Below are 19366 nucleotides of genomic sequence, written 5' to 3' on the forward strand. Positions count from 1 at the left end.
GAGACTCGAACTCTTACACCTTGCGGCGCTGGAACCTAAATCCAGTGCGTCTACCAATTTCGCCACGCCCCCGATGGGTATGCATATTAGTGAGAAACATTCGCCATGACAAGTCTTTCTGACAAAAAACTCTACCAAATGCACATATAATATTCAAATCAAACATTTATGTTTATTTTTACAGCAAATTAATCGCATTTAAACAATTTTTTACCTCTATCGCTGAGCTAAATCGCTGTTTTACATGTTTCTGCAATAAGCCTGTTAATAACGGCAAAAAACACCGCAATTCATCAGGTAATTCAATTTCCAATTTCTGGCAATGTAAGATGGCCCATTCATGGTAGTTTTTTGCAATTAATTTGCTTTGGGATAACCACTCATAAACAATGATGCCAAAAGCATATAAATCAGTTTGTACTGTTTTTGGCTTCCCATGAAAAAGCTCAGGTGCCATATAATGAGGAGTTGCGGTTAAATTATGGATTGGCTGTAATTGATAACTTTGTTCAAAATCAATGAGCCTGCATGAGTTTTCATATAATCGAAAATGCTCTGCTTTAAAATCGCCATGAATCCAACCTAATTGATGCATACTTTCAATCGCTTGCAGCGCAGTTAAAATTTTATGGCAGATAACTTGGATGCTATCTGTTACCTGAATAGGGCTAAAAAATACATTTGTAGCAACACTAAGCAATCCTACCCCACACTGAGGAAGATCATCGTCATTTTTAATATGAGAAAGTGGTATAATTTGATGGGGCAATAAAAAATTCTGTCTAACTTGAGAGTTTTGTTGATAGAAATTTAGTTCTCGCTCAAACGCTTGCTCTAAAACCTCATGGCTATTGATTAAATGAAATTTAAGCCAATATTGTTGTTGCTTAATTTGGCAACGATATAAACGCCGCCCAAAAGCATAGCTTTCAGGTTTAGTACTTAAATTCAAATTATCCAGTTGAATATTTGAATCAAAGATCAACGTAGTAAAACTCATTCTGTTGCTTTTCTTGCTGCTTACGCAGTGATGTTAAACAATGCTCAATCGTTTTTCCAATCCGTGCATGAATTTCAATAGATGAAATCTTCGGCCATGTCGCTCGCTCTCCCTCTTGCTGCAAAACCTTAAAGAGTTTCGGACGTGGATTTTTAAGCATATAGCTATAATGTCTTAAACCATAGCGCGCAATAATATTTACATCGCCGTAATAACGCTGCCCTAAAATGCCATATCCATGATCTAAAACACGGCGAATCGGGAAAAAACTGCCCATATAATTACGTGTTAAATCCATAACTTCCAGAGCAAGCGATTTGCCTTGATGCCGAATAATTCGTTTAGGCCAGTTTAGAACATCGCGACGAAACCGTTCAGTATCACTTTGCATAAATGGCACGATATGCGGATTTACTTGGCTGGCAATGGTGTAATTTATATTATACAAACGAGCCATTTTTTCTTGTGGAAAATCACTACGCATACTCCCATCCACCCACTTGGTATTGGCCAAATAAGGTGTATGCTGACCATCGTAACGTTTACTGGTTAAGTGCACAGGCGGAAATAATACAGGTACAGCACAAGATGCTAAAATAGCACTCCACACCAAAACATTCGGCGCGGTGAGTGCATTCATAATCCGTGGGTTTTGTGCTGTGTTATACGGGGCAATTACAATATTAATATGTCGCTTTGACTGTTGATAGGCTTCTGCAAATGTCACATCACCCAAATTTTGCATCAGGAATTTTTTCAAATACATGACATCAGCAATACCACCATGACCTTGAATTAGCTCTGAAATTTTCCTGAATTGAAAAGCATCACTAAAAAAATGTTCGCCTTCGAGCAGTTCTGGAATTTTATCAGCCGAGGATACCCCCAACATGCCCGTCATGATCGCTCCTGCACTTGAACCAGACAGGACTCGAGGCATTAAATCTTGTTCGAGCAAAGCCTTACATACACCTGTATGAAATAAACCCAGTGTTGCACCCCCAGAAAACATAAGGGCAGGTTGTCCATAGGCTCTTTGACATTCTTTAAAAAATTGAATTTTTTCTTTGAGTTGAAAAGTAATACATTCACTAGAAGCTAAATAGCGAAGACATTCACTCATTTCTTCAACATAGTTTTCGATAATTCTTTTCGTACCAATATAGGTTTGTGCAAATAACATTGGATGACCAATATTGGCGAAGTCATAAGATAAGCCTTCACGGAGAACATAAATTAAATCTAAAGTTCGATGTTGCATTCGATATTTTTTTAATAAGTTGTATCGTTTAGACAAAATTTCTGCATCAAAGTAGGGCGATTGATTGTCATATTTCCATGCTTCATGCCCCGCTTCTTCGTCCAGTTTTAGTGCAATTTCTTTCCATTCCGCATAAGAACTCGCATGTTGCAAGCTCTCTTTTAACATATCGATTCTATGCAATTGATATGTATTTCTTTTTTCTTGAGCTCTATTGAACATTAGCATTCCTATTTTTTCATTATATTCTTATCATCTCGCACTTATACAATGCAAAAAGCAGCACCAACAATCAAGGGTAAAATTGACCATTTGCAATATTTTTAATGATATTTTCTTCATTTCAGCTATAGCAATGATAGTATCCCTAATCATTAATCACTGAGTTTGGTTTGTGTTTATGGCTATTCTTGATTTACCCGAATCTATTCTTCAATCTTTATCTAGTGTTTTGACACAGTTACAACAAGTTCTCCCTGCACCTAAACAGCCAACAGATTTTTCTGCGATTGCTTTTCGATGGGAAAATCAACAACTAGTTGCAATTCAGCAACCTAAAAAATTGTATTTAGAAGATCTAAAAGGAATTGAACGCCAGAAAGCCAAGATTATTCAAAATACTTTACAGTTTCTCAATGGCTTACCTGCCAATGATGTTTTACTCACAGGTTCACGTGGTACAGGGAAATCATCGATTGTTCGCGCCTTGCTTACAGAGTATTCAGCACAAGGTTTGCGTTTAATTGAAATTGAACGAGATGATCTTTCTGATTTACCTAAAATCCAAAAATTAATAGAACATCGCCCTGAAAAATTTATTGTTTATTGTGACGATCTTGCGTTTAACGCAGAAGATGAAAATTATCGTAGTTTAAAAAGTGTCTTGGATGGTTCACTTCAATCGGGTTCAAGTAATTTTATTATTTATGCAACCAGTAACCGCCGTCATTTACTACCTGAATTTATGCATGAAAATACGCCTGTGCGTAAAGTGGATGTTCCTCAATATACCGAGTTACATCCACAGGAAGCGATTGAGGAAAAAATTTCACTGTCTGATCGTTTTGGCATGTGGCTTTCCTTCTATCCAATGGATCAACAACTGTATTTAGAAATTGTCGAGCATTATATTGTTCAAGCAAATTTGGAATATAACGACATTGTTCGTGCTGAAAGTTTGAAATGGTGCCAAGCTCGTGGGCAGCGTTCAGGGCGTGCAGCTTACCAGTTCTCTAAACACTGGATTGGCTCGCAAAACCTTGAAAAATTGTCTAACAATGCTTAAGGAGATTGCCCTAAAAAGCTTTGGCTTTGCCCTTACTTCCGCTTAGCAAAGGCGATTGTTTTTCATAACCTAGCTTTTCAGTATGGAAAGAACGTAGGAAATCGGTTATGCAAGTGCATACAATTTCACGGGTGAATATCAAAACCAAAAAGTTCAAGGTCGTGGTTATCTTGAATATATTGATGTCGAAAATCAAAATGCGTTTAAAGATTAAAAGTCTTGAAATTGTATTAGTTCAGAATTGATGCAGAAAATAAATTTTCTCTGCATCAAACATACAGCTTAAATATTAATACTCTTTTGCTAACTTCTCTAAGGTTGTGAGCATTTTTCTCACCACACTTCTTTTATGATGCAGCATATTCTTAATATTGCTTGGATTAAAACCTGTCAATTTTGCAATACCACGACTGGTCATGTATTCACCCGTTTTCGCAAAGTGCTTTTCACTTAACTCGGTTTTCGCATTTGAGAATCGAACCGCCAGCTTATAATCACTAAACTCAGACCATGCGCCGGTCTTATATTCGTCCGCATCAAAGCTACCCTTCTGCTGAGTAGGTTTTTCACGCAGAATATTACTCAAGCGGTTAATAACAATCTTTTCTTCACTTTGCTCAATGATTTGATAAAGTTCAGTTTCTTCAAAAGGACGTCCTAAAGCGATGTCTTTTCTATATTGTTCAACGACCTTTTCTTTTGACTCGACCTTTTTATCACCTTGTTGAGTGAGACAGAGAATCTTAAATAAAGACTCTAATCGGCCACATGTAAAAATATAAGAAATTTTCAACTTTTGTACTCCACAATGAGTTTTAGCTCATCAAAAAATAATTTATCCAATACTTCAAATACAATAGCGTAGGCAGTACGTGTTCGCTACGCATAAAATGAATGATTCAATTTTTTAAATAGAAGAATAGTCGGGTAAATATAAGAACCACCTAGATTTACCCACTGCCTAACAAGCAATAGAAAGATGAATTGTATTTTAGGTCGGTTGTAACTCAGTCATTGGCCATCTTGGTGTCGTCGTCACAGCCAAACCATCATGTTGCCCAGCTTTTAAACGTTGGTATCCAGCAAAGGCAATCATGGCGCCATTATCAGTACACAATGCAGGCTCGGCATAATAGACTTGAGCTTTGATTTTTTTAAGTGACGTTTCTAATTGCTCACGCAATCTTAGATTGGCGCTCACACCACCTGCAATCACCAAACGTTTTAAACCTGTTTGCTTTAAAGCTTTCACGGATTTTTTAGCGAGTGTATCGACGACAGCTTCTTGAAAAGAAGCCGCCACATCGGCATCACGATTCTCTTCACCGAGGTTTTTCAATTGTACAGAAACTGCGGTTTTAAGACCGCTAAAAGAAAAATCTAAACCTTGATGTAATATTGGCCGTGGGAATTCAAATGCCTTGGCATCACCCTGTAACGCCAATTTCGCAATATTCGGCCCACCTGGATAAGGCAGTTTCATCATTTTTGCGACTTTATCGAAAGCTTCACCTGCTGCATCATCAATTGACTCGCCGAGCAATTCGTATTGACCGATACCATAGGCTGCCATGAGTTGAGTGTGTCCACCCGAAACCAATAAAGCCACAAATGGAAATTCCGGTGGCGTTTCCGAAAGCAATGGCGCAAGCATATGGCCTTCCATATGATGCACACCGATCGCAGGTTTATTAAATGCAAACGCCAAACTGCGACCAAATAAAGCCCCAGTCATCAGTGCACCCATCAATCCTGGACCACGGGTATAGGCAACAGCATCAATCTCTTGCTTTTTAACACCACTCTGCTCAAGCAATTGATTAATTAGAGGAATCATCTTACGAACATGATCACGTGAAGCCAATTCAGGAACAACACCGCCATATTCTGCATGCAGTTTGATTTGGCTATACAAAACCTGTCCACGTAAGCCGAGCTCGCTATCATAGAGTGCTAACCCAGTTTCATCACACGAAGTTTCTAAGCCCAAAACAATCATTAAACTGCCTTTACAACGATCAAAAATAATATCAGCGCTATTATAGACTTGTGATCTGAGTTGTAAATGAGTAAAATACTGACCTTCACTTGCGATCTAGTGCAATCGTGCATTAGATCTTATCCATAATCTTAGAGGATTTTACATGCCACAAGTTAAGTTGAAAGAAGGCGAACCAGTAGACGTAGCTATCCGTCGTTTCAAGCGTTCATGCGAAAAAGCGGGTGTTTTAGCTGACGTTCGTAAGCGCGAATTCTATGAGAAACCAACTCAAGAGCGTAAGCGTAAAAAAGCTGCTGCAGTTAAGCGTTATCAAAAGAAATTGACTCGCGAATCTGTACGTACTACTCGCCTTTACTAATTAATTTGTGATTGACTGCTGAAAAGACTATGAATACTTTAAAAAACCAAATTACTGACGTATTAAAAAACTCAATGCGTGCCAAAGATATGGCAACAGTAACGGTTATTCGTGGTGTACAAGCAGCAATTAAGCAAATCGAAGTCGATGAGCGCATAGAGCTTGACGATGCTCAGGTTCTTGCGGTCATTGAAAAGCAAATTAAACAACGTAAAGAATCGATCAAGGCCTTTTCTGGCGCTGGTCGAGACGATTTAGCTAGTAAGGAACAAGCCGAAGTTGAGGTTATTTCTCAATTTCTACCAGCCGCTATGACTGAGGAAGAACTTGATTCCATCATTGAGCAAACGATTGCTGCTCAAGAAGCTACTAGCATGAAAGATATGGGTAAGGTGATGAATTCTCTACGTCCGATCATAGCCGGGCGTGCCGATCCTGCACAAGTATCTGCTAAAATTAAAGCAAAATTAAGCTAATCTGCTTAATTTCCTCCATTTTATACAAATTACTCTATTTAAAAATTGGATTCATTAAATAATGAACCCAAGAGATAATTTTTACTTAAAATCACACTGAACGTTATATTTCACTAGCATTTGCATCTCATTTGACTCAGTGACTTGTTTGATTACATCCTGTTTAGTCATATTTGCGTATTGTAGCGGCAAGGATGAGCGATTTTTTTCAATCGCATCTGACATATCCTGAATATAACGCTGATTAATACCACAATACTGAGCTTGCTGCTCAGGTGTGAACTGTGAAATCTGTGGATTAAGACTACGTAAAAAACTACGAATATCCTGTGCATAGACACTACGAATTTTCTCAACCGAATTGACATATTGCTCAACTGATGCTGCTGAGCTGATCCCCACACTGCTTATCGCAAAAATAAAAACTAAAATTTTCTTCATAAATGTTCTAACTTCTCAGCGATTTTTTACGCAGATCATCTTATCTTAATTCAATAAAGTTTGGTTTGTGCTCAGTAAAAAATTCTTCTTTCGGTGCAGAAAGATTCCCATCTGTCACTGTTCCTAGGCGTAAACGAATCACATTAGCTAAATCGGTACGATATGAGTAAAGTGGGCTTGCGCAGTTTTGACAAAATACGCGTGCTTTATTCGGTGTGTGGGAATATTCTTTGAGCTGATCATGTCCTGACAGAATTTTAAATTGTGTTTCGTCAAGTGGGCTGTTCCAGCCAGCGATTGAGCCTTGCGCCTGCTGACAATCACTACAATAGCATAAAATGCTGTTTTCAATTTCACCATAATATTGATACTGCACAGCACCACACAAACATTGTCCTTTGATCATTTTTATTTCTCTTAGTTCTTGATAAAGATTAAATTTTCATACGGCGATCATCTTGCATTTGTTTTAAGCGAGAGTCAATTTTTGCTGACATGGCTAAATTTCCTTTGGCTAAACGCTGAGCGTGCAACATCGATTTAATCGCATTTTCCTCATATCCTGACCAATACTCAGCTTCAGCACGGTAACAAAGCACATTAATTGCTTGTAGTGGCGAACTTTTATCTAAGTTTGTTGCCTGCTGCAACAGTTGCCAACCTTCAATATCTCTCTGGTTTTTATGAATAAACCGTTGAACCAATGTTTGAGCTTGAGCAGCCTGCCCTTGCCGAATTAAAACTTCTGCAAGTTTATAAGATAGTGCCCTATTTTCAGGCATCGTTTTTTGAATGAAATTTATACTACTATAAGCCTGATCAAATTTATTTTGCCCTAAGTAAATATCTGTTTGAATCAGTGGAACCAATACATGATATTTAAGCTTTGCTTTCACTAAATCTAGATTTGCTTGTGCCTGAATATAATCACCACGTTCTAAATAAAACTTACTTAGCGCTAATTGTGCAGCTGTATTTTTTTGATTTGCAAAAGCTTGTAATTGAGTTTCTGTCGCTTGGTTTGAAATTACGAGCGTATATAACTTTAAAATCTCAAAATCAAGATCATATATTTTTGATTTTACTTTTGGGAGTTGGTTTGCTCGTAATCGGGCTTCACTCATACGCTCTGTCGTTAGTGGATGAGTGAGCCAAAAATCAGGTAGGAAACTCACACGACTTGTTTCACGATGCATGGTTTCAAAATAATCTGCCATGCTTTGTGGGTTGTATCCAACAGAATACATAAACTGCATACCAATACGGTCTGCTTCACGCTCTTGATTACGACTATAACTGAGTTGCTTGTCCATCAACGCAGCTTGAGTGCCTAACATCACCGCTGAACCAACATCACCATCTGCTTTAGATGCGATTGCCGCACCGACAAGAATACCTGCAAGAGCAAGTAACCCCTGTCCTTTAAATGCTTCTTGTGAACGACTGTAATGTCGCTGCGCAACGTGGGCGATCTCGTGTGCCATGACCCCTGCTATTTCATCCAAATTTTTTGCAGATGTAATTAAGCCTGTATTTAATGCAAACAAACCACCAGGCACTGCAAATGCGTTAATTTGTGGATCTTTTATAACCACTAAACCAATCGGTTGACCAAGCTGAGTCTGACTAAGAATACCTGAAAAAACCTGTAGAAATTGATCTTCTAACCACGCATCTTGTACCGTTGGCATCTGTCGATGAACTTCACGATAAACTTTTTCACCAATCAGTTTTTCTTTCTGTTGATCAAGCAAACCTACACCACTGCCAATTTCAGGTACTTCTGTTTGTCCAATTGCCTGTGTAGGCAAAAAGATCTGAGTATGACTCAATTGAGTAGTGGCCAATAAACCACATGCAAGCAGCAGCGATCTCAAGTCGTTTCTCTATGATTCTAATAAAGAAATTTAATATAACATTAGAAAATGAAGATATTTGCAACGAAGTGTTATAAAAGGCAGGAAAATCCTGCCTTAGTTTATATTTTTGAAATCAACACTATTATTTCGTGTTTACATAACGTTGATCGACACTAAATTTCTCTGGAAACTTTGCATTAATCTCTGCATAAAAAGACATAATTTCAACCATATCTTTTTCATAATCTCCCGTAGGATAAACAATTTTTCCTACACCTGTTTTTTTCTTAGCATAATCCATATAAGCTAAAGCAATTGGAACACCTGCTGTCATGGCAACATGGTAAAAGCCCGTTTTCCACTGCTCCTGTTTTGATCGAGTTCCCTCAGGTGTGACCAACATGACTAATTTAGGATGTGTTTTGAACAAGTCACTCATGAGTTGAACCATACTCGGTCGCGCTTGTCCTTCTTGTTTCACGCTACGATCAATCCCAATACCACCCATTGCACGCACAAATGGACCAAATGGAAACTTCATATAACTATCTTTAATCGTAAGACGAACATTTACACCTAAAGCTTTTAATGCCAACCGTGCATATAAAGCATCCCAATTACTGGTATGCGGAGCTGCAATCATCACGCATTGATCAACATTCAAATCCCAATGATTATCCAGTTCCCAACCCATTAGATTTAAACTTTTTTCAGCCAATTTCTCAAACACAGACACCCCGAACACAAAATTTCAAAATGCGCAAGTGTACCAATATTAATCAATTTAAAAAGATAAACCCGCACAATAATGCAGCAATTGACTAATCAGCATTGTAAGCAATTATTCAAACTTTGGATTAACGAGATAACGAGGTGTTCTATCTTGTAGTGCGTCCACTAAATTTTGATAAGCAAGTTTCACCATTTTTTGACGCGTTTCAGTCGTTGCTGAGCCAATATGCGGCAAGGTTACTGCATTTGGCAGCTCAAATAATGCTGAATTTTGCAGAGGTTCTTTTGCATAGACATCTAATCCAGCAGCAAAGATCTTATTTTGTTTTAATGCTTCGATTAAAGCGTTTTCATCGACTACAGAACCACGCGCGATATTGACGAAGACAGCATGTTTTTGCATTAAGTCAAACTGTTCTGCGCCAATCAGTGCTTGGGATTCATGATTTAAATCGACAGCAACTACAATAAAATCAGACTGCTGCAATAACTGATCTAAGTCGCGATATTGTGCATTAAATGCTTGAGCCACCTCAATCTTTTCACGGCGGTTATGGTACAAAATATTCATATTAAAACCATAAAATCCACGACGGGCAATGGCAGCACCAATATTCCCTAAGCCAATAATCCCTAGCGTTTTACCAAAAACATCCATACCAAATTGTTCAGTAGATACCGTTCGTTTCCACTGACCTTGTTTGGTCCATGCATCAAGATATGGAACTTTGCGTGCAGCACTCAGTAACAAAGTAAAGGCAAGATCAGCCGTTGTTTCTGTCAAAACATGTGGTGTATTAGCAAGCCAAATTTTCTTTTGATTAAGATAGTTAACATCATAATTATCATAACCAACAGACACTGTCGAAATGATTTTAAGTTTTTGGGCGGGTGCCAAATTACCTTCGTTTAACAGTCGTCCTGCGCCGATCATGGCATCAGCATCAACAACCTCTGTTCGAATCTGGTCGTTGATATCACCCAATTTAGGATTAAGTACCACGACCCGATAATCTTGCTGTAACTGCGCTAAAACATCTTGATCTATTTGGCTGAATACAACAACTTTCTTCATGATTCGATTTCCGATCTTTATTGCATGAGCTGCCACAACCGTCTTTTTAATAAAGGTTGGGCTAACATTTCTTCTAAACTCGCTAAATATAAGATATTAGAATGCTGAATAAAGTCCAATTGACCTAAGCACAATATCTTTTTTTGTGTTGCGGTTGCATCCAGAAAACCTTGAATATACGAGGAGAATCCCCGACTTTCCTGAAAAGCAGCCAAAGGAAATGGCCATTTTAATTCAGCATACTGTCCTAATCTTGCCTTTTGAATATTTTGCCAGAGTTGGCTTTGAGCATCACTGAGCTGACTGGTTTCTAATAAAATGGCGCAGTTTTCCAACACATACATTTGCAATTCAAATGACCGAACCTGAGCAGTAATAACAATCTGTTCTTTTTCATCAAGCGCTGCTTTAACAATAGGTTCTGTAACAACTTTCGTTTGCTGCGATACTTCAATTTCGGTGATCGGTGGCGTATGTGCAGATGTTGCTGGAATATCTTCTAAAATCGGTGCAACTTCAAATATACGTTCTGTAGACTCAGAAACGTCATCAATTAATTGATCTCGCCATAGACTTGGTGCAGTGTTTTTTTGACATACAACTTCCCGAGGAATCCAAACATCTATTCCCAAAGCTGCTAGCCTGTTTCTCTGCTGCCCAATCATCTTACCTACTCATTTTGGTTATTCACGGTAATTTGCGATACCGTAAGTTGAGTAGTCTAACATAAACCGATCTCGTCAAAATGGCTTCCTTTTGTTCAATCCAATCAATACAAATTCAATTCATTATTTAAAAGATACGCGGCGAATTCAAACATGAGGTGCGACAGTTTCAAAATCTTTATGACAATCAAGAAGTTGAGAAAAATTCTTTAATGATGCAAGCCAATCTAACGCTTTTCTAGGACGAGTATTCAGTGACATGGCAACTTGATTTAAATCACTTTTGTTGCTCTCAAATAAAGCCCACTTATTTGAATCTCATAAGTGGGTCTTTTTTATCGTATTGAAAATAGAAGATTGAGGTCAGATAAATCTTTTATCATTCACAGGTGCAACTAACTTATAAATCTTTCCATCTATATCACTTTCAAAAAGTAAATCGATATTTGGAAAAATGATATTCCCTTCTACCTCAATATGCTCAACTCGTTTAAAAAAAGGAATATCTTGGTCTTCTAAATCATTGAGCTGTGCCACAACAATCGATTCATTTTCTTCTTGATCTTTAATAATTACCGTAATCTTATCCATAATACTTCTTCCCAAAATATTGTTGATAGGACTATGGAAAATTTTCTATCGATTGTCGACTAATAGCTTGTAACAAGACTTATAACTATTATATTTTTATTTTTTAGACGACTAAGTGATTGAAATTAAGTACTGGTTAGAAATTTCTTTAATATTAAACTAACCATACAGTTACAATATTATTTAAAAATATTTCAGAAAATTTTACATTAAACCTCTTATGAAAGTAAAAACTGCCTCAATATAGATTTTATGAGATATCAAAAATTAAACCGTTTTTCAGATTCTGAATTCAAACGTTTGGTTGGCGTAACTCGACCAGTTTTTGGTGAAATGGTAAAGGTTTTAAAAGAACTAGAATTACTCAAAAAGAAATCAGGGCGTCCTCATACTTTAGCTATATAGGATCAATTATTAACACTCAATTACTTGCGTAATTACAACACTCACTTGGAATTGGCGGAAAATTACCATATCGCTGAAAGTAATGTGAATCGAACCATTAAAAATGGTTGAAGATAAATTAAGTTGATTAATCAAACTAACCATGCGAAAAGGTATGTTTGATTAGCTGCTGCTCAACTATACCACGTATCGTTTCAATCCCTCTCCACTCAGTTGAACAAAAACAACTTATTGATCTCACCAAACATGCTGCACATTGGCGAGAAAGACAACGCGCACAAACCATATTGTGGCTATCCGAAGGTAAAACTGTAGCAGAAGTAGCTAAACTTCAAAGTCGAATACCTGAAACTATACGGTTACAGCGTCGCCATTGGCAATTCTAACAATTTGAATCTATTCAAGAAGGTCATCGTTCAGGTAGGCCAAGTGTTCTTACAATAGCCCTGAATTAAATCGCATTGAGATGTGGTATGGCGACAGATGAAGTATCATTGGCGTGATTTCAAAGTAATGACGGCTAATCAAATACAAAATTGGGTGTATCAGATATCAAAATATTTTGGCAATAAATACATGTTTACTTTTTAGATGTTACTTATTTAATCTTATCTACTACAGCACAAAAAATTTTTTAAATTAAAACTTGCTCACAGAAACTTCACTATCGAACCAGTATAAATATTAAGAGTCTTATACTGATCTAAATTCATATCAGAAAATTATAAGACGAATAAAAATTAATCAAAAATATACCCAAGATCAGCATGGTCAAGGAGATACAAAATGGACTCTCGCCTACTTTTAGCAATTATGCTAAGTAGTTTTAGTGTGACATCATTCGCTTCAAGCCACCGCGAAGCACCATCAATCAGTAAAACACCCAAGGTTGACGCTACAGATTTTTACATGTTTAAAAGTTATGAGCCGAGCCGAAGTAATTTCGTAACCATACTAGCAAACTATCAGCCTTTACAAGATGCTTATGGGGGACCTAATTATTTCGCTTTAGATCCTAAAGCCTTATATGAAATACACATTGACAACAATGGAGATGGGCAAGAAGACATTACTTTCCAATTTAAATTCAATCAAGAGTTAAAAGACTTACAAGTTCCTGTAGGTGGCAAGAATGTTTCTGTACCATTATCTAACATTGGTAAAATAACAAATGATAGTAGTTCAGCTCAAAATACAGCTGAAACATATACTGTTACCATGATTAAAGGTGACCGACGTAAAGGTGATCGAAGTACTTTAGGCTCTTTTAAAAAGCCATTCGATAATGTTGGCGCAAAATCAATTCCAAACTATCAAGCCTACGCAGATACATTTGTCCAAAACATTAACTTTGGAAATTGCGGCTCTGGTAAAGTTTTTGTCGGTCAACGTCAAGATCCTTTTGCTGTTAACTTAGGTGAAGTATTCGATTTAGTGAATATTAAGATTCCTGCTACTCAACTCGCACCTTCAGGCGTAAACGCTGAAGATCAAGGCTTGAATACTATTGCAAATAAAAACGTCACTACAATTGCTTTAGAAGTTCCACAATCTTGTTTAGTGGCTTCAAATGATACAGTGATTGGAGGATGGACAACAGCAAGCTTACCTCAAGCCACCTTATTAAATCCTAATCCTGAAAGCAATCTTTCCAGTGCAAGTAAAGTTGGTGGTGCTTGGACTCAAGTTTCACGTTTAGGCATGCCTTTAGTTAATGAAGTCGTCATTGGTCTTAAAGATAAAGATAAATTTAATGCAAGTAAGCCTGTGAATGATGGGCAATTTGCTGACTATGTGACTAACCCAACCCTCCCTACATTAATAGAAGTTCTTTTTAAAGAGGCAACTGGTGGTGCCGTAGTTGCGCCAACAAACTTTCCAAGAACTGACTTAGTTAACGCATTTCTTTTAGGTATTCCTGGCTTAAATCAACCTAAAAATGTAAAAGCATCTGAAATGTTACGTCTAAATACTGCTATTACTCCAGCGGCAAAAGATAAACAAAATCGTCTTGGTGTAATCGGTGGAGATACTGCAGGATTCCCGAACGGTCGTAGACCTGGTGATGATGTCGTCGATATTGAGCTGAGAGTTGCTATGGGCTTACTCTGCACAATTGATGGTGTGAATACCGCTGTTGGTTGTAAAGCGAGCGATGCTAAAGCTGGAGGAATAGGCTTTACAGATGGAGCTCTACAATCACCACAACAATTTGGTACTGCTTTCCCATACTTAAATACTCCAGTAGCAGGCTCTCCATTTAATACAGCTAGCAAATAATTAGGAGTAGTCGCCATGAGAAAACTCATTTTGCTGTTCATGGTTGGTATTGGATTAAGTGGCTGCGGTGGTAATGACAATAATTCAAAACCAAATAATAACAACCAACCCCAAAATGACCCCGTTCTTAAAGAAACGTTGTCATTAACCAATCAACCTCAAAGTAGCTACGAACAGGCTGAACCTAAAAGTATTACTGAAATTTCAGAATCTACTATAGATAACAAATCAGAACCCGTTGCAGTGAAATTTTAAGATTAAGACTCTTAACAAACTTCTGTTAAGAGTCTTTATAGGAGTTTTAAATGTTAATTCGTCAGCTAACATTATCAATAATAGCTTCATTGTATTTAAGTACTGCTTTCGCTCACCCCAAACATCACCATGAAGAATCTTCATCGAGTTCAGAACATCCAGATTATTCAGTAATGTTAAAAAACAATCATAATGATGAACTGAGAAATCAAATCGTTAATGTGTTACTTGAAAAAGCTTATTCAAAAGGCGACGGTGAGTTTTTAGAACAAGCTGAAGACTTAATGAAATCAAGCTTCAACTCATCAGACACAGAAAATAAATTGTTAGAAACTCGACTCGCTCAAGCAAATCATAATTTCAGCAGAGCAGAAACAATACTTAATGACGTATTAAAAAAAGACCCTAAAAATTATGATGCAATTTTACAACTCGCAAATATATATAGATTACAAGGTCAATTTAATCAGTCACTTAAATTATGTGATCAATTAGATCAACAGAGTGTGAAACTTTATCAAGCTGGTTGTGTCCTGCAAGTGGATGCAATGACAAAAAATATTTCAGAAATAAAATCTAGAACAAATGAACTTCTTCAAATGGCAACAAGGCTAAATAAAAACGATCAGCAATGGTTAGGTAATATTATGCTAGAAATAGCGACAAGATTTAATGATCCAACTCTTGCGAGCCAATCTATTCCATTACTTAATGTAGATAATTTACCCAACACTCTTGCTAAATCCAATTGGTATATTTCTCAACAAGAATATTCAAACGCAATCAAAATTCTCACCCCATACCGTTATCATGATGGCGCGTTATATAGAATTATTTTAAGCAAACAGAAACTAAACGATCCTCTTGCAGAAAAAGACCTAAATGAACTAACTCAAAGAGTACAAAATCTACTCGACCATAAGGATCACATACATCTCAGAGAGCAAGCTCAATTCCTATGGGTTTCAAAAAAATATGACGAAGGTTTACGCATAGCTGCCAAAAACTGGAATATGCAAAGAGAAAATGACGATTTTGAGATTTATGCCGCCCTTGCACTTGATAGTAAAAATCGTGAAAGCACAGAAAAATTATTAAATTGGAGTAATGAGACTGGCTATGAAAATCCGACCTACATTCAAAAATTAAAACAAATGTTAAAGCAACTATAAATCTAAATTTGATAAATAACTGAAAACATGAAATGAATAATGATTTCATGTTTGCGAGAATCACGAAAATTTATAAAGTTAATGGAATAAAAATGAAAAAAAGAATTTTGTATTGCTTGTTGATAGGAAGCAGTCATTTCTATTTAGATCAGCTTACTCATGCGGGAGGTGAACTTACAACAACACTTCCTACAATTAAAATAACAGCATCATCAAATTTAGATAGTACTTTTGGGGTCGCACTTACTTCGTCCCAAGGAACAATATCGAAAGAACAAATTGAAACTCGACCTTTATCACGTCCAGCAGAAGTTTTAGAAACGATCCCTGGTGTCATTGTGACTCAACACAGTGGTAGTGGTAAGGCAAATCAATACTTTCTGAGAGGTTTTAACTTAGATCATGGAACTGACTTTGCAACATCATTTGATGAACAACCCATTAACATGGTGAGTCATGCCCACGGTCAAGGTTACACAGACTTAAATTTTCTAATCCCCGAACTGATTGAATCAATTCAATATCACAAAGGAGCTGTATCGATTGATGATGGTGATTTTGCATCAGCAGGTACAGCAAAAATTTCGAGTATCCATTCTCTAGATAATCCTTACGCACAAATAACGTTAGGTAATCACAACTTACTTAGATTTTTAGCCGTTGGAAACTTAGTTCTTAGTGACGGGGAATTAATCGGTGCAGTTGAGAATATCAACAGTGACGGACCTTGGGTTAACCCTGAAAATCTTTCAAAACAAAATGTATTCTTAAAATATTTCACTGGTGATCATAATAAAAATCAATCCATCAGCTTTCAACATTATCAAGCACGATGGGATGCTACTGATCAAATTCCAGAGCGGCTGATTGAAAGCGGTGAACTTAATCGCTTCGATAGCTTAAACAAGAGTGATGGTGGTAAGTCTGCTCGGACTGCTATTTGGTATAATGCTAAAAATTATGAGAAAACGAAATACTCCACAATTTCCTCTTATGCCGTATATAACAAACTGAATCTATTTTCTGACTTTAGTTATTTTTTAAATGATCCAATCCATGGAGACCAATTTGAGCAAGCTGAAGAACGAACGACACTTGGATTTAAATTTCAAAAAGGTTCATTAAGTGAATGGTCAAGCAAAGAGCTTTTAAACTCATTTGGATCATCTCTTAGGTATGATTATATTAACAACTTAGGCCTTTACCAGACACAAGATCGACAACGTTTCAACACGATAAGAAATGATGATGTTAATCAATGGTCTATTGGAATATGGGGACAAAATCAAACCACGTGGCAACCTTGGTTAAAAACTATTTTAGGCGTTCGTGGTGATTTTTATTCTTTTGATGTAAATTCTGATAAAGAAGAAAATAGTGGTCATAAAACTGATCATATTTTCAGCCCTAAAATGAGCATAATTTTAGGTCCGTGGGAGAATACTGAATATTACATTAATTATGCATATGGCTTTCATAGCAATGATGCTAGAGGAACTACAACGCACCTAAACATTGATTCTCGTGATAGTAACTATTTAAAAGCAACTCTCCCCGTTTCTCCATTGGTAAGAACAATAAATTCAGAACTGGGATTAAGAGCAAAACTTATACCTGAGCTCACCTCAACAATAGCTCTATGGCAACTTGATTCAGATTCAGAACTGGTATTTATTGGCGATGCTGGTACGACAGAAGCAAGTAGACCAAGTAAAAGACAAGGTATCGAAATTTCACAATTCTATCAACCAACAGATGCTTGGATTATCGATCTAGATCTGGCTTGGTCAAAAGCAAGATTTAAAAATGAAAATTCGGAAGGAAATCATATTCCTGGGGCAATAGAAAAGACCATAGCTGCTGGATTTACTTATAAACTGAATGACCAAATTAATTTTGGAGGACGTTTGCGTTACTTTGGTTCTCGCCCTTTGATTGAGGATAACTCAGTTCGTTCCGATTCATCAACTTTAGTTAACTTACAAGGAAGCTATCAATTTAATAAAAACTTTCTAGCACAAGTTGAACTCTTTAATGTATTCGATCAAAAAACAAATGATATCGAATACTACTATGCATCATGCACTCGTCAAGATCTCAGTGAGCCTACATGCTCACCTAACTCTTCAGAACGTGAAGGAATTTATGATAGGCATATCCATCCTACTGAGGGCAGAAACCTCAGAATGACCTTCCGCTATTTATTCTGACCTGAGCGATAAATGCTGAGGAGAAAAATATGTTGTCTCAAAATAAACTCAATATTTCACATATCGCATTTCTCTTTAGCATTATGATGCATGTTTTTATTGTAATCCTACTTTTAAATTTTGCAGTTAAAAAAAACGATCATATAAATTCAAATATAAAGATTACGTTAGTTTCGGCATCAAGTGTAAATCATAAAGATGCAATGTTTTTGTCTTCAAAAGATTCGCAAACAACAGCAACAATCGATCAACCTCAACCTCAACCTCAACCTCAACCTCAACCTCAACCAATCAGCGAAACAATATTTGATAGTACAGCACAAGTAAATGCATCAACAGAAAATCAAGTACCAGAGTTCTTTAGTATCGATGAGCATGTAAATTCATCAAAAATTGAGCATACTTATGACCCGCTCTTGGATGCACAAAATAGAGCAAAAAAAGCTATAAAAGAAGCAAAAGACGTATCAAATCTTTATCAGTCAAATATCAAACCGATGGAAACTGACTTCTTAGAAAAGAACCAATTATCTTCTTTAAAATTAGAAACTGACTCATTTAGTTTTTACAAAGTTGAAATTATTGACACACCAAAGGATTTTGAACGTTATTCTGCTCAAATTCATGTTTCTAAAACCACATCATCAAGTGAAGAAGAAATTAAAATTAATCAACTTAGTGAACAAATTACAGAACTACTTCATGAAAATCGCTTAGTTTTAACCAACAAAAATCCTGAAACTATTGAATTTATAATCGATCCAGTTAATCGAATTATTCTTATTAATCTTTCTTCAGAATCATTGAAAATGCATCACAATCTCAAATCATTATTAGAAAACATGTCGTTTGATGCAATTCTAATAGATAGCAATCTGAATCAAAAAGCTTATTCTTTTGTTGTTAATATTTAATTTTCAACATAAAACAGAGATTTAAAAAACTCTCTTTTGGGGAATTATTTGTGATTCAATCCAGGTAGCACAATCATTAATATACTTTTATGATAGATTTCTTCTAGCTTGAACTTGCACCCCATGATCAACAATACTTTTAACAAGTTCCACAATATCTTTTGTTACAATAATATCTACCCGTCTATCTCCTAATTTTTCAATGATATCAACATATACTGTTCTTCTTGTTTCATGCTGCTGTCTTTTAAAATTACGAGAATCCTAGAGATGGATCCGTAAATTTGAACAACTCCTATAAGTGATATTCTGCTCCTCAAATGATGTTATAAACATCAATATATGGAGTATTTTATGGCACGTAGACCAAGAAGAAATCATTCAA

The 19366-nt window shown here is 36.5% G+C and carries 19 protein-coding genes and 5 pseudogenes; 12 read left to right on the forward strand and 12 right to left on the reverse strand.

From position 1 onward, the window contains the following. Window positions 1-178: 178 nt before the first annotated feature. Together CDG56_RS15230 and CDG56_RS15235 are read right to left on the reverse strand one after the other, a co-directional pair. Window positions 179-1000 (reverse strand): protein kinase domain-containing protein, encoded by an 822-nt coding sequence (locus CDG56_RS15230; protein WP_087548328.1) that lies wholly within the window; start codon window positions 998-1000, stop codon window positions 179-181. Beyond that, a complete protein-coding gene (locus tag CDG56_RS15235) occupies window positions 975-2483 on the reverse strand; it encodes a DUF3336 domain-containing protein (RefSeq protein WP_087548329.1) in 1509 nt (502 codons plus the stop codon). Before CDG56_RS15235 ends, CDG56_RS15230 begins: the two co-directional genes overlap by 26 nt. Window positions 2484-2661: 178 nt before the next feature. Between CDG56_RS15235 and CDG56_RS15240 the strand changes: the two genes are divergently transcribed. Beyond that, window positions 2662-3546 carry an ATP-binding protein gene (locus CDG56_RS15240; RefSeq protein WP_087537144.1) on the forward strand — a complete coding sequence of 295 codons (885 nt, stop codon included), beginning with the start codon at window positions 2662-2664 and terminating at the stop codon, window positions 3544-3546. A 100-nt stretch (window positions 3547-3646) separates the two neighbouring features. Then, window positions 3647-3760, forward strand: a pseudogene (locus CDG56_RS17535) (DUF6670 family protein); the annotation flags it as partial. 75 nt (window positions 3761-3835) lie between these two features. Here CDG56_RS17535 and CDG56_RS15245 read toward each other — a convergent pair. Together CDG56_RS15245 and tsaD are read right to left on the reverse strand one after the other, a co-directional pair. Next, complete coding sequence (locus CDG56_RS15245; protein WP_087548330.1) at window positions 3836-4339, reverse strand: hypothetical protein; 504 nt, start codon at window positions 4337-4339, stop codon at window positions 3836-3838. Between the two features lie 198 nt (window positions 4340-4537). Then, on the reverse strand, window positions 4538-5545 hold the full coding sequence (tsaD, locus tag CDG56_RS15250; protein WP_087548331.1) for a tRNA (adenosine(37)-N6)-threonylcarbamoyltransferase complex transferase subunit TsaD: 1008 nt from the start codon (window positions 5543-5545) through the stop codon (window positions 4538-4540). Between the two features lie 145 nt (window positions 5546-5690). Between tsaD and rpsU the strand changes: the two genes are divergently transcribed. After that, on the forward strand, window positions 5691-5906 hold the full coding sequence (gene rpsU, locus CDG56_RS15255; RefSeq protein WP_004652785.1) for a 30S ribosomal protein S21: 216 nt from the start codon (window positions 5691-5693) through the stop codon (window positions 5904-5906). Between the two features lie 29 nt (window positions 5907-5935). Further along, window positions 5936-6382, forward strand: a complete 447-nt coding sequence (locus CDG56_RS15260; protein WP_004808327.1) for a GatB/YqeY domain-containing protein — start codon at window positions 5936-5938, stop codon at window positions 6380-6382. Between the two features lie 81 nt (window positions 6383-6463). On the opposite strand, the gene CDG56_RS15265 is transcribed toward CDG56_RS15260, so the two are convergent. The 8 genes and pseudogenes from CDG56_RS15265 to CDG56_RS15295 form a co-directional block, all read right to left on the reverse strand. Further along, the gene (locus tag CDG56_RS15265) at window positions 6464-6823 is read right to left on the reverse strand and encodes a hypothetical protein (RefSeq protein WP_087548332.1); all 360 of its coding nucleotides are present in this window, start codon (window positions 6821-6823) and stop codon (window positions 6464-6466) included. 40 nt (window positions 6824-6863) lie between these two features. Further along, window positions 6864-7229, reverse strand: a complete 366-nt coding sequence (locus tag CDG56_RS15270) for a GFA family protein (protein WP_087548333.1) — start codon at window positions 7227-7229, stop codon at window positions 6864-6866. Window positions 7230-7257: 28 nt separating this feature from the next. Continuing rightward, complete coding sequence (locus CDG56_RS15275; RefSeq protein ID WP_087548334.1) at window positions 7258-8700, reverse strand: M48 family metalloprotease; 1443 nt, start codon at window positions 8698-8700, stop codon at window positions 7258-7260. Window positions 8701-8824: 124 nt separating this feature from the next. Beyond that, complete coding sequence (locus CDG56_RS15280; RefSeq protein ID WP_087548341.1) at window positions 8825-9412, reverse strand: 1-acyl-sn-glycerol-3-phosphate acyltransferase; 588 nt, start codon at window positions 9410-9412, stop codon at window positions 8825-8827. 111 nt (window positions 9413-9523) lie between these two features. Further along, on the reverse strand, window positions 9524-10489 hold the full coding sequence (locus tag CDG56_RS15285) for a 2-hydroxyacid dehydrogenase (RefSeq protein ID WP_087543931.1): 966 nt from the start codon (window positions 10487-10489) through the stop codon (window positions 9524-9526). Window positions 10490-10506: 17 nt separating this feature from the next. After that, window positions 10507-11154, reverse strand: coding sequence for a hypothetical protein (locus CDG56_RS15290; RefSeq protein WP_087548335.1), 648 nt, complete (start codon window positions 11152-11154; stop codon window positions 10507-10509). Window positions 11155-11301: 147 nt separating this feature from the next. Next, window positions 11302-11433 (reverse strand): annotated as a pseudogene (locus CDG56_RS17375) (IS30 family transposase); the annotation flags it as partial. An 84-nt stretch (window positions 11434-11517) separates the two neighbouring features. Further along, window positions 11518-11745: a hypothetical protein gene (locus CDG56_RS15295; RefSeq protein ID WP_004662973.1), complete on the reverse strand. Its 228-nt coding sequence runs from the start codon at window positions 11743-11745 to the stop codon at window positions 11518-11520. Between the two features lie 252 nt (window positions 11746-11997). Here CDG56_RS15295 and CDG56_RS15300 point away from each other — a divergent pair. The 8 genes and pseudogenes from CDG56_RS15300 to CDG56_RS15335 all read left to right on the forward strand — a co-directional run. Next, window positions 11998-12252: pseudogene (locus CDG56_RS15300) on the forward strand (IS5/IS1182 family transposase); the annotation flags it as partial. Window positions 12253-12329: 77 nt separating this feature from the next. Then, window positions 12330-12533: pseudogene (locus CDG56_RS15305) on the forward strand (hypothetical protein); the annotation flags it as partial. A 59-nt stretch (window positions 12534-12592) separates the two neighbouring features. Continuing rightward, a pseudogene (locus tag CDG56_RS17540) lies at window positions 12593-12741 on the forward strand (transposase); the annotation flags it as partial. 195 nt (window positions 12742-12936) lie between these two features. Beyond that, window positions 12937-14430, forward strand: a complete 1494-nt coding sequence (locus CDG56_RS15315) for a DUF4331 domain-containing protein (protein ID WP_087548336.1) — start codon at window positions 12937-12939, stop codon at window positions 14428-14430. Between the two features lie 15 nt (window positions 14431-14445). Then, window positions 14446-14685: a hypothetical protein gene (locus tag CDG56_RS15320; protein WP_087548337.1), complete on the forward strand. Its 240-nt coding sequence runs from the start codon at window positions 14446-14448 to the stop codon at window positions 14683-14685. A 50-nt stretch (window positions 14686-14735) separates the two neighbouring features. Then, window positions 14736-15857 carry a tetratricopeptide repeat protein gene (locus CDG56_RS15325; RefSeq protein WP_087548338.1) on the forward strand — a complete coding sequence of 374 codons (1122 nt, stop codon included), beginning with the start codon at window positions 14736-14738 and terminating at the stop codon, window positions 15855-15857. A 92-nt stretch (window positions 15858-15949) separates the two neighbouring features. Further along, window positions 15950-18067, forward strand: a complete 2118-nt coding sequence (locus CDG56_RS15330; RefSeq protein ID WP_087548339.1) for a TonB-dependent receptor — start codon at window positions 15950-15952, stop codon at window positions 18065-18067. A 29-nt stretch (window positions 18068-18096) separates the two neighbouring features. Then, the gene (locus CDG56_RS15335) at window positions 18097-18981 is read left to right on the forward strand and encodes a hypothetical protein (RefSeq protein ID WP_087548340.1); all 885 of its coding nucleotides are present in this window, start codon (window positions 18097-18099) and stop codon (window positions 18979-18981) included. Window positions 18982-19366 lie beyond the last annotated feature (385 nt).

The organism is Acinetobacter sp. WCHA39 (assembly GCF_002165385.1).
In the GTDB taxonomy this organism is placed as follows: Bacteria; Pseudomonadota; Gammaproteobacteria; order Pseudomonadales; family Moraxellaceae; genus Acinetobacter.

Coding starts and splice junctions, on each gene's coding strand:
- CDG56_RS15230 (WP_087548328.1), bottom strand. CDS start 1,000: ATGAGTTTTACTACGTTGATCTTTGATTCAAATATTCAACTGGATAAT.
- CDG56_RS15235 (WP_087548329.1), bottom strand. CDS start 2,483: ATGTTCAATAGAGCTCAAGAAAAAAGAAATACATATCAATTGCATAGA.
- CDG56_RS15240 (WP_087537144.1), top strand. CDS start 2,662: ATGGCTATTCTTGATTTACCCGAATCTATTCTTCAATCTTTATCTAGT.
- tsaD (WP_087548331.1), bottom strand. CDS start 5,545: ATGATTGTTTTGGGCTTAGAAACTTCGTGTGATGAAACTGGGTTAGCA.
- rpsU (WP_004652785.1), top strand. CDS start 5,691: ATGCCACAAGTTAAGTTGAAAGAAGGCGAACCAGTAGACGTAGCTATC.
- CDG56_RS15260 (WP_004808327.1), top strand. CDS start 5,936: ATGAATACTTTAAAAAACCAAATTACTGACGTATTAAAAAACTCAATG.
- CDG56_RS15265 (WP_087548332.1), bottom strand. CDS start 6,823: ATGAAGAAAATTTTAGTTTTTATTTTTGCGATAAGCAGTGTGGGGATC.
- CDG56_RS15270 (WP_087548333.1), bottom strand. CDS start 7,229: ATGATCAAAGGACAATGTTTGTGTGGTGCTGTGCAGTATCAATATTAT.
- CDG56_RS15285 (WP_087543931.1), bottom strand. CDS start 10,489: ATGAAGAAAGTTGTTGTATTCAGCCAAATAGATCAAGATGTTTTAGCG.
- CDG56_RS15290 (WP_087548335.1), bottom strand. CDS start 11,154: ATGATTGGGCAGCAGAGAAACAGGCTAGCAGCTTTGGGAATAGATGTT.
- CDG56_RS15295 (WP_004662973.1), bottom strand. CDS start 11,745: ATGGATAAGATTACGGTAATTATTAAAGATCAAGAAGAAAATGAATCG.
- CDG56_RS15315 (WP_087548336.1), top strand. CDS start 12,937: ATGGACTCTCGCCTACTTTTAGCAATTATGCTAAGTAGTTTTAGTGTG.
- CDG56_RS15320 (WP_087548337.1), top strand. CDS start 14,446: ATGAGAAAACTCATTTTGCTGTTCATGGTTGGTATTGGATTAAGTGGC.
- CDG56_RS15325 (WP_087548338.1), top strand. CDS start 14,736: ATGTTAATTCGTCAGCTAACATTATCAATAATAGCTTCATTGTATTTA.
- CDG56_RS15330 (WP_087548339.1), top strand. CDS start 15,950: ATGAAAAAAAGAATTTTGTATTGCTTGTTGATAGGAAGCAGTCATTTC.
- CDG56_RS15335 (WP_087548340.1), top strand. CDS start 18,097: ATGTTGTCTCAAAATAAACTCAATATTTCACATATCGCATTTCTCTTT.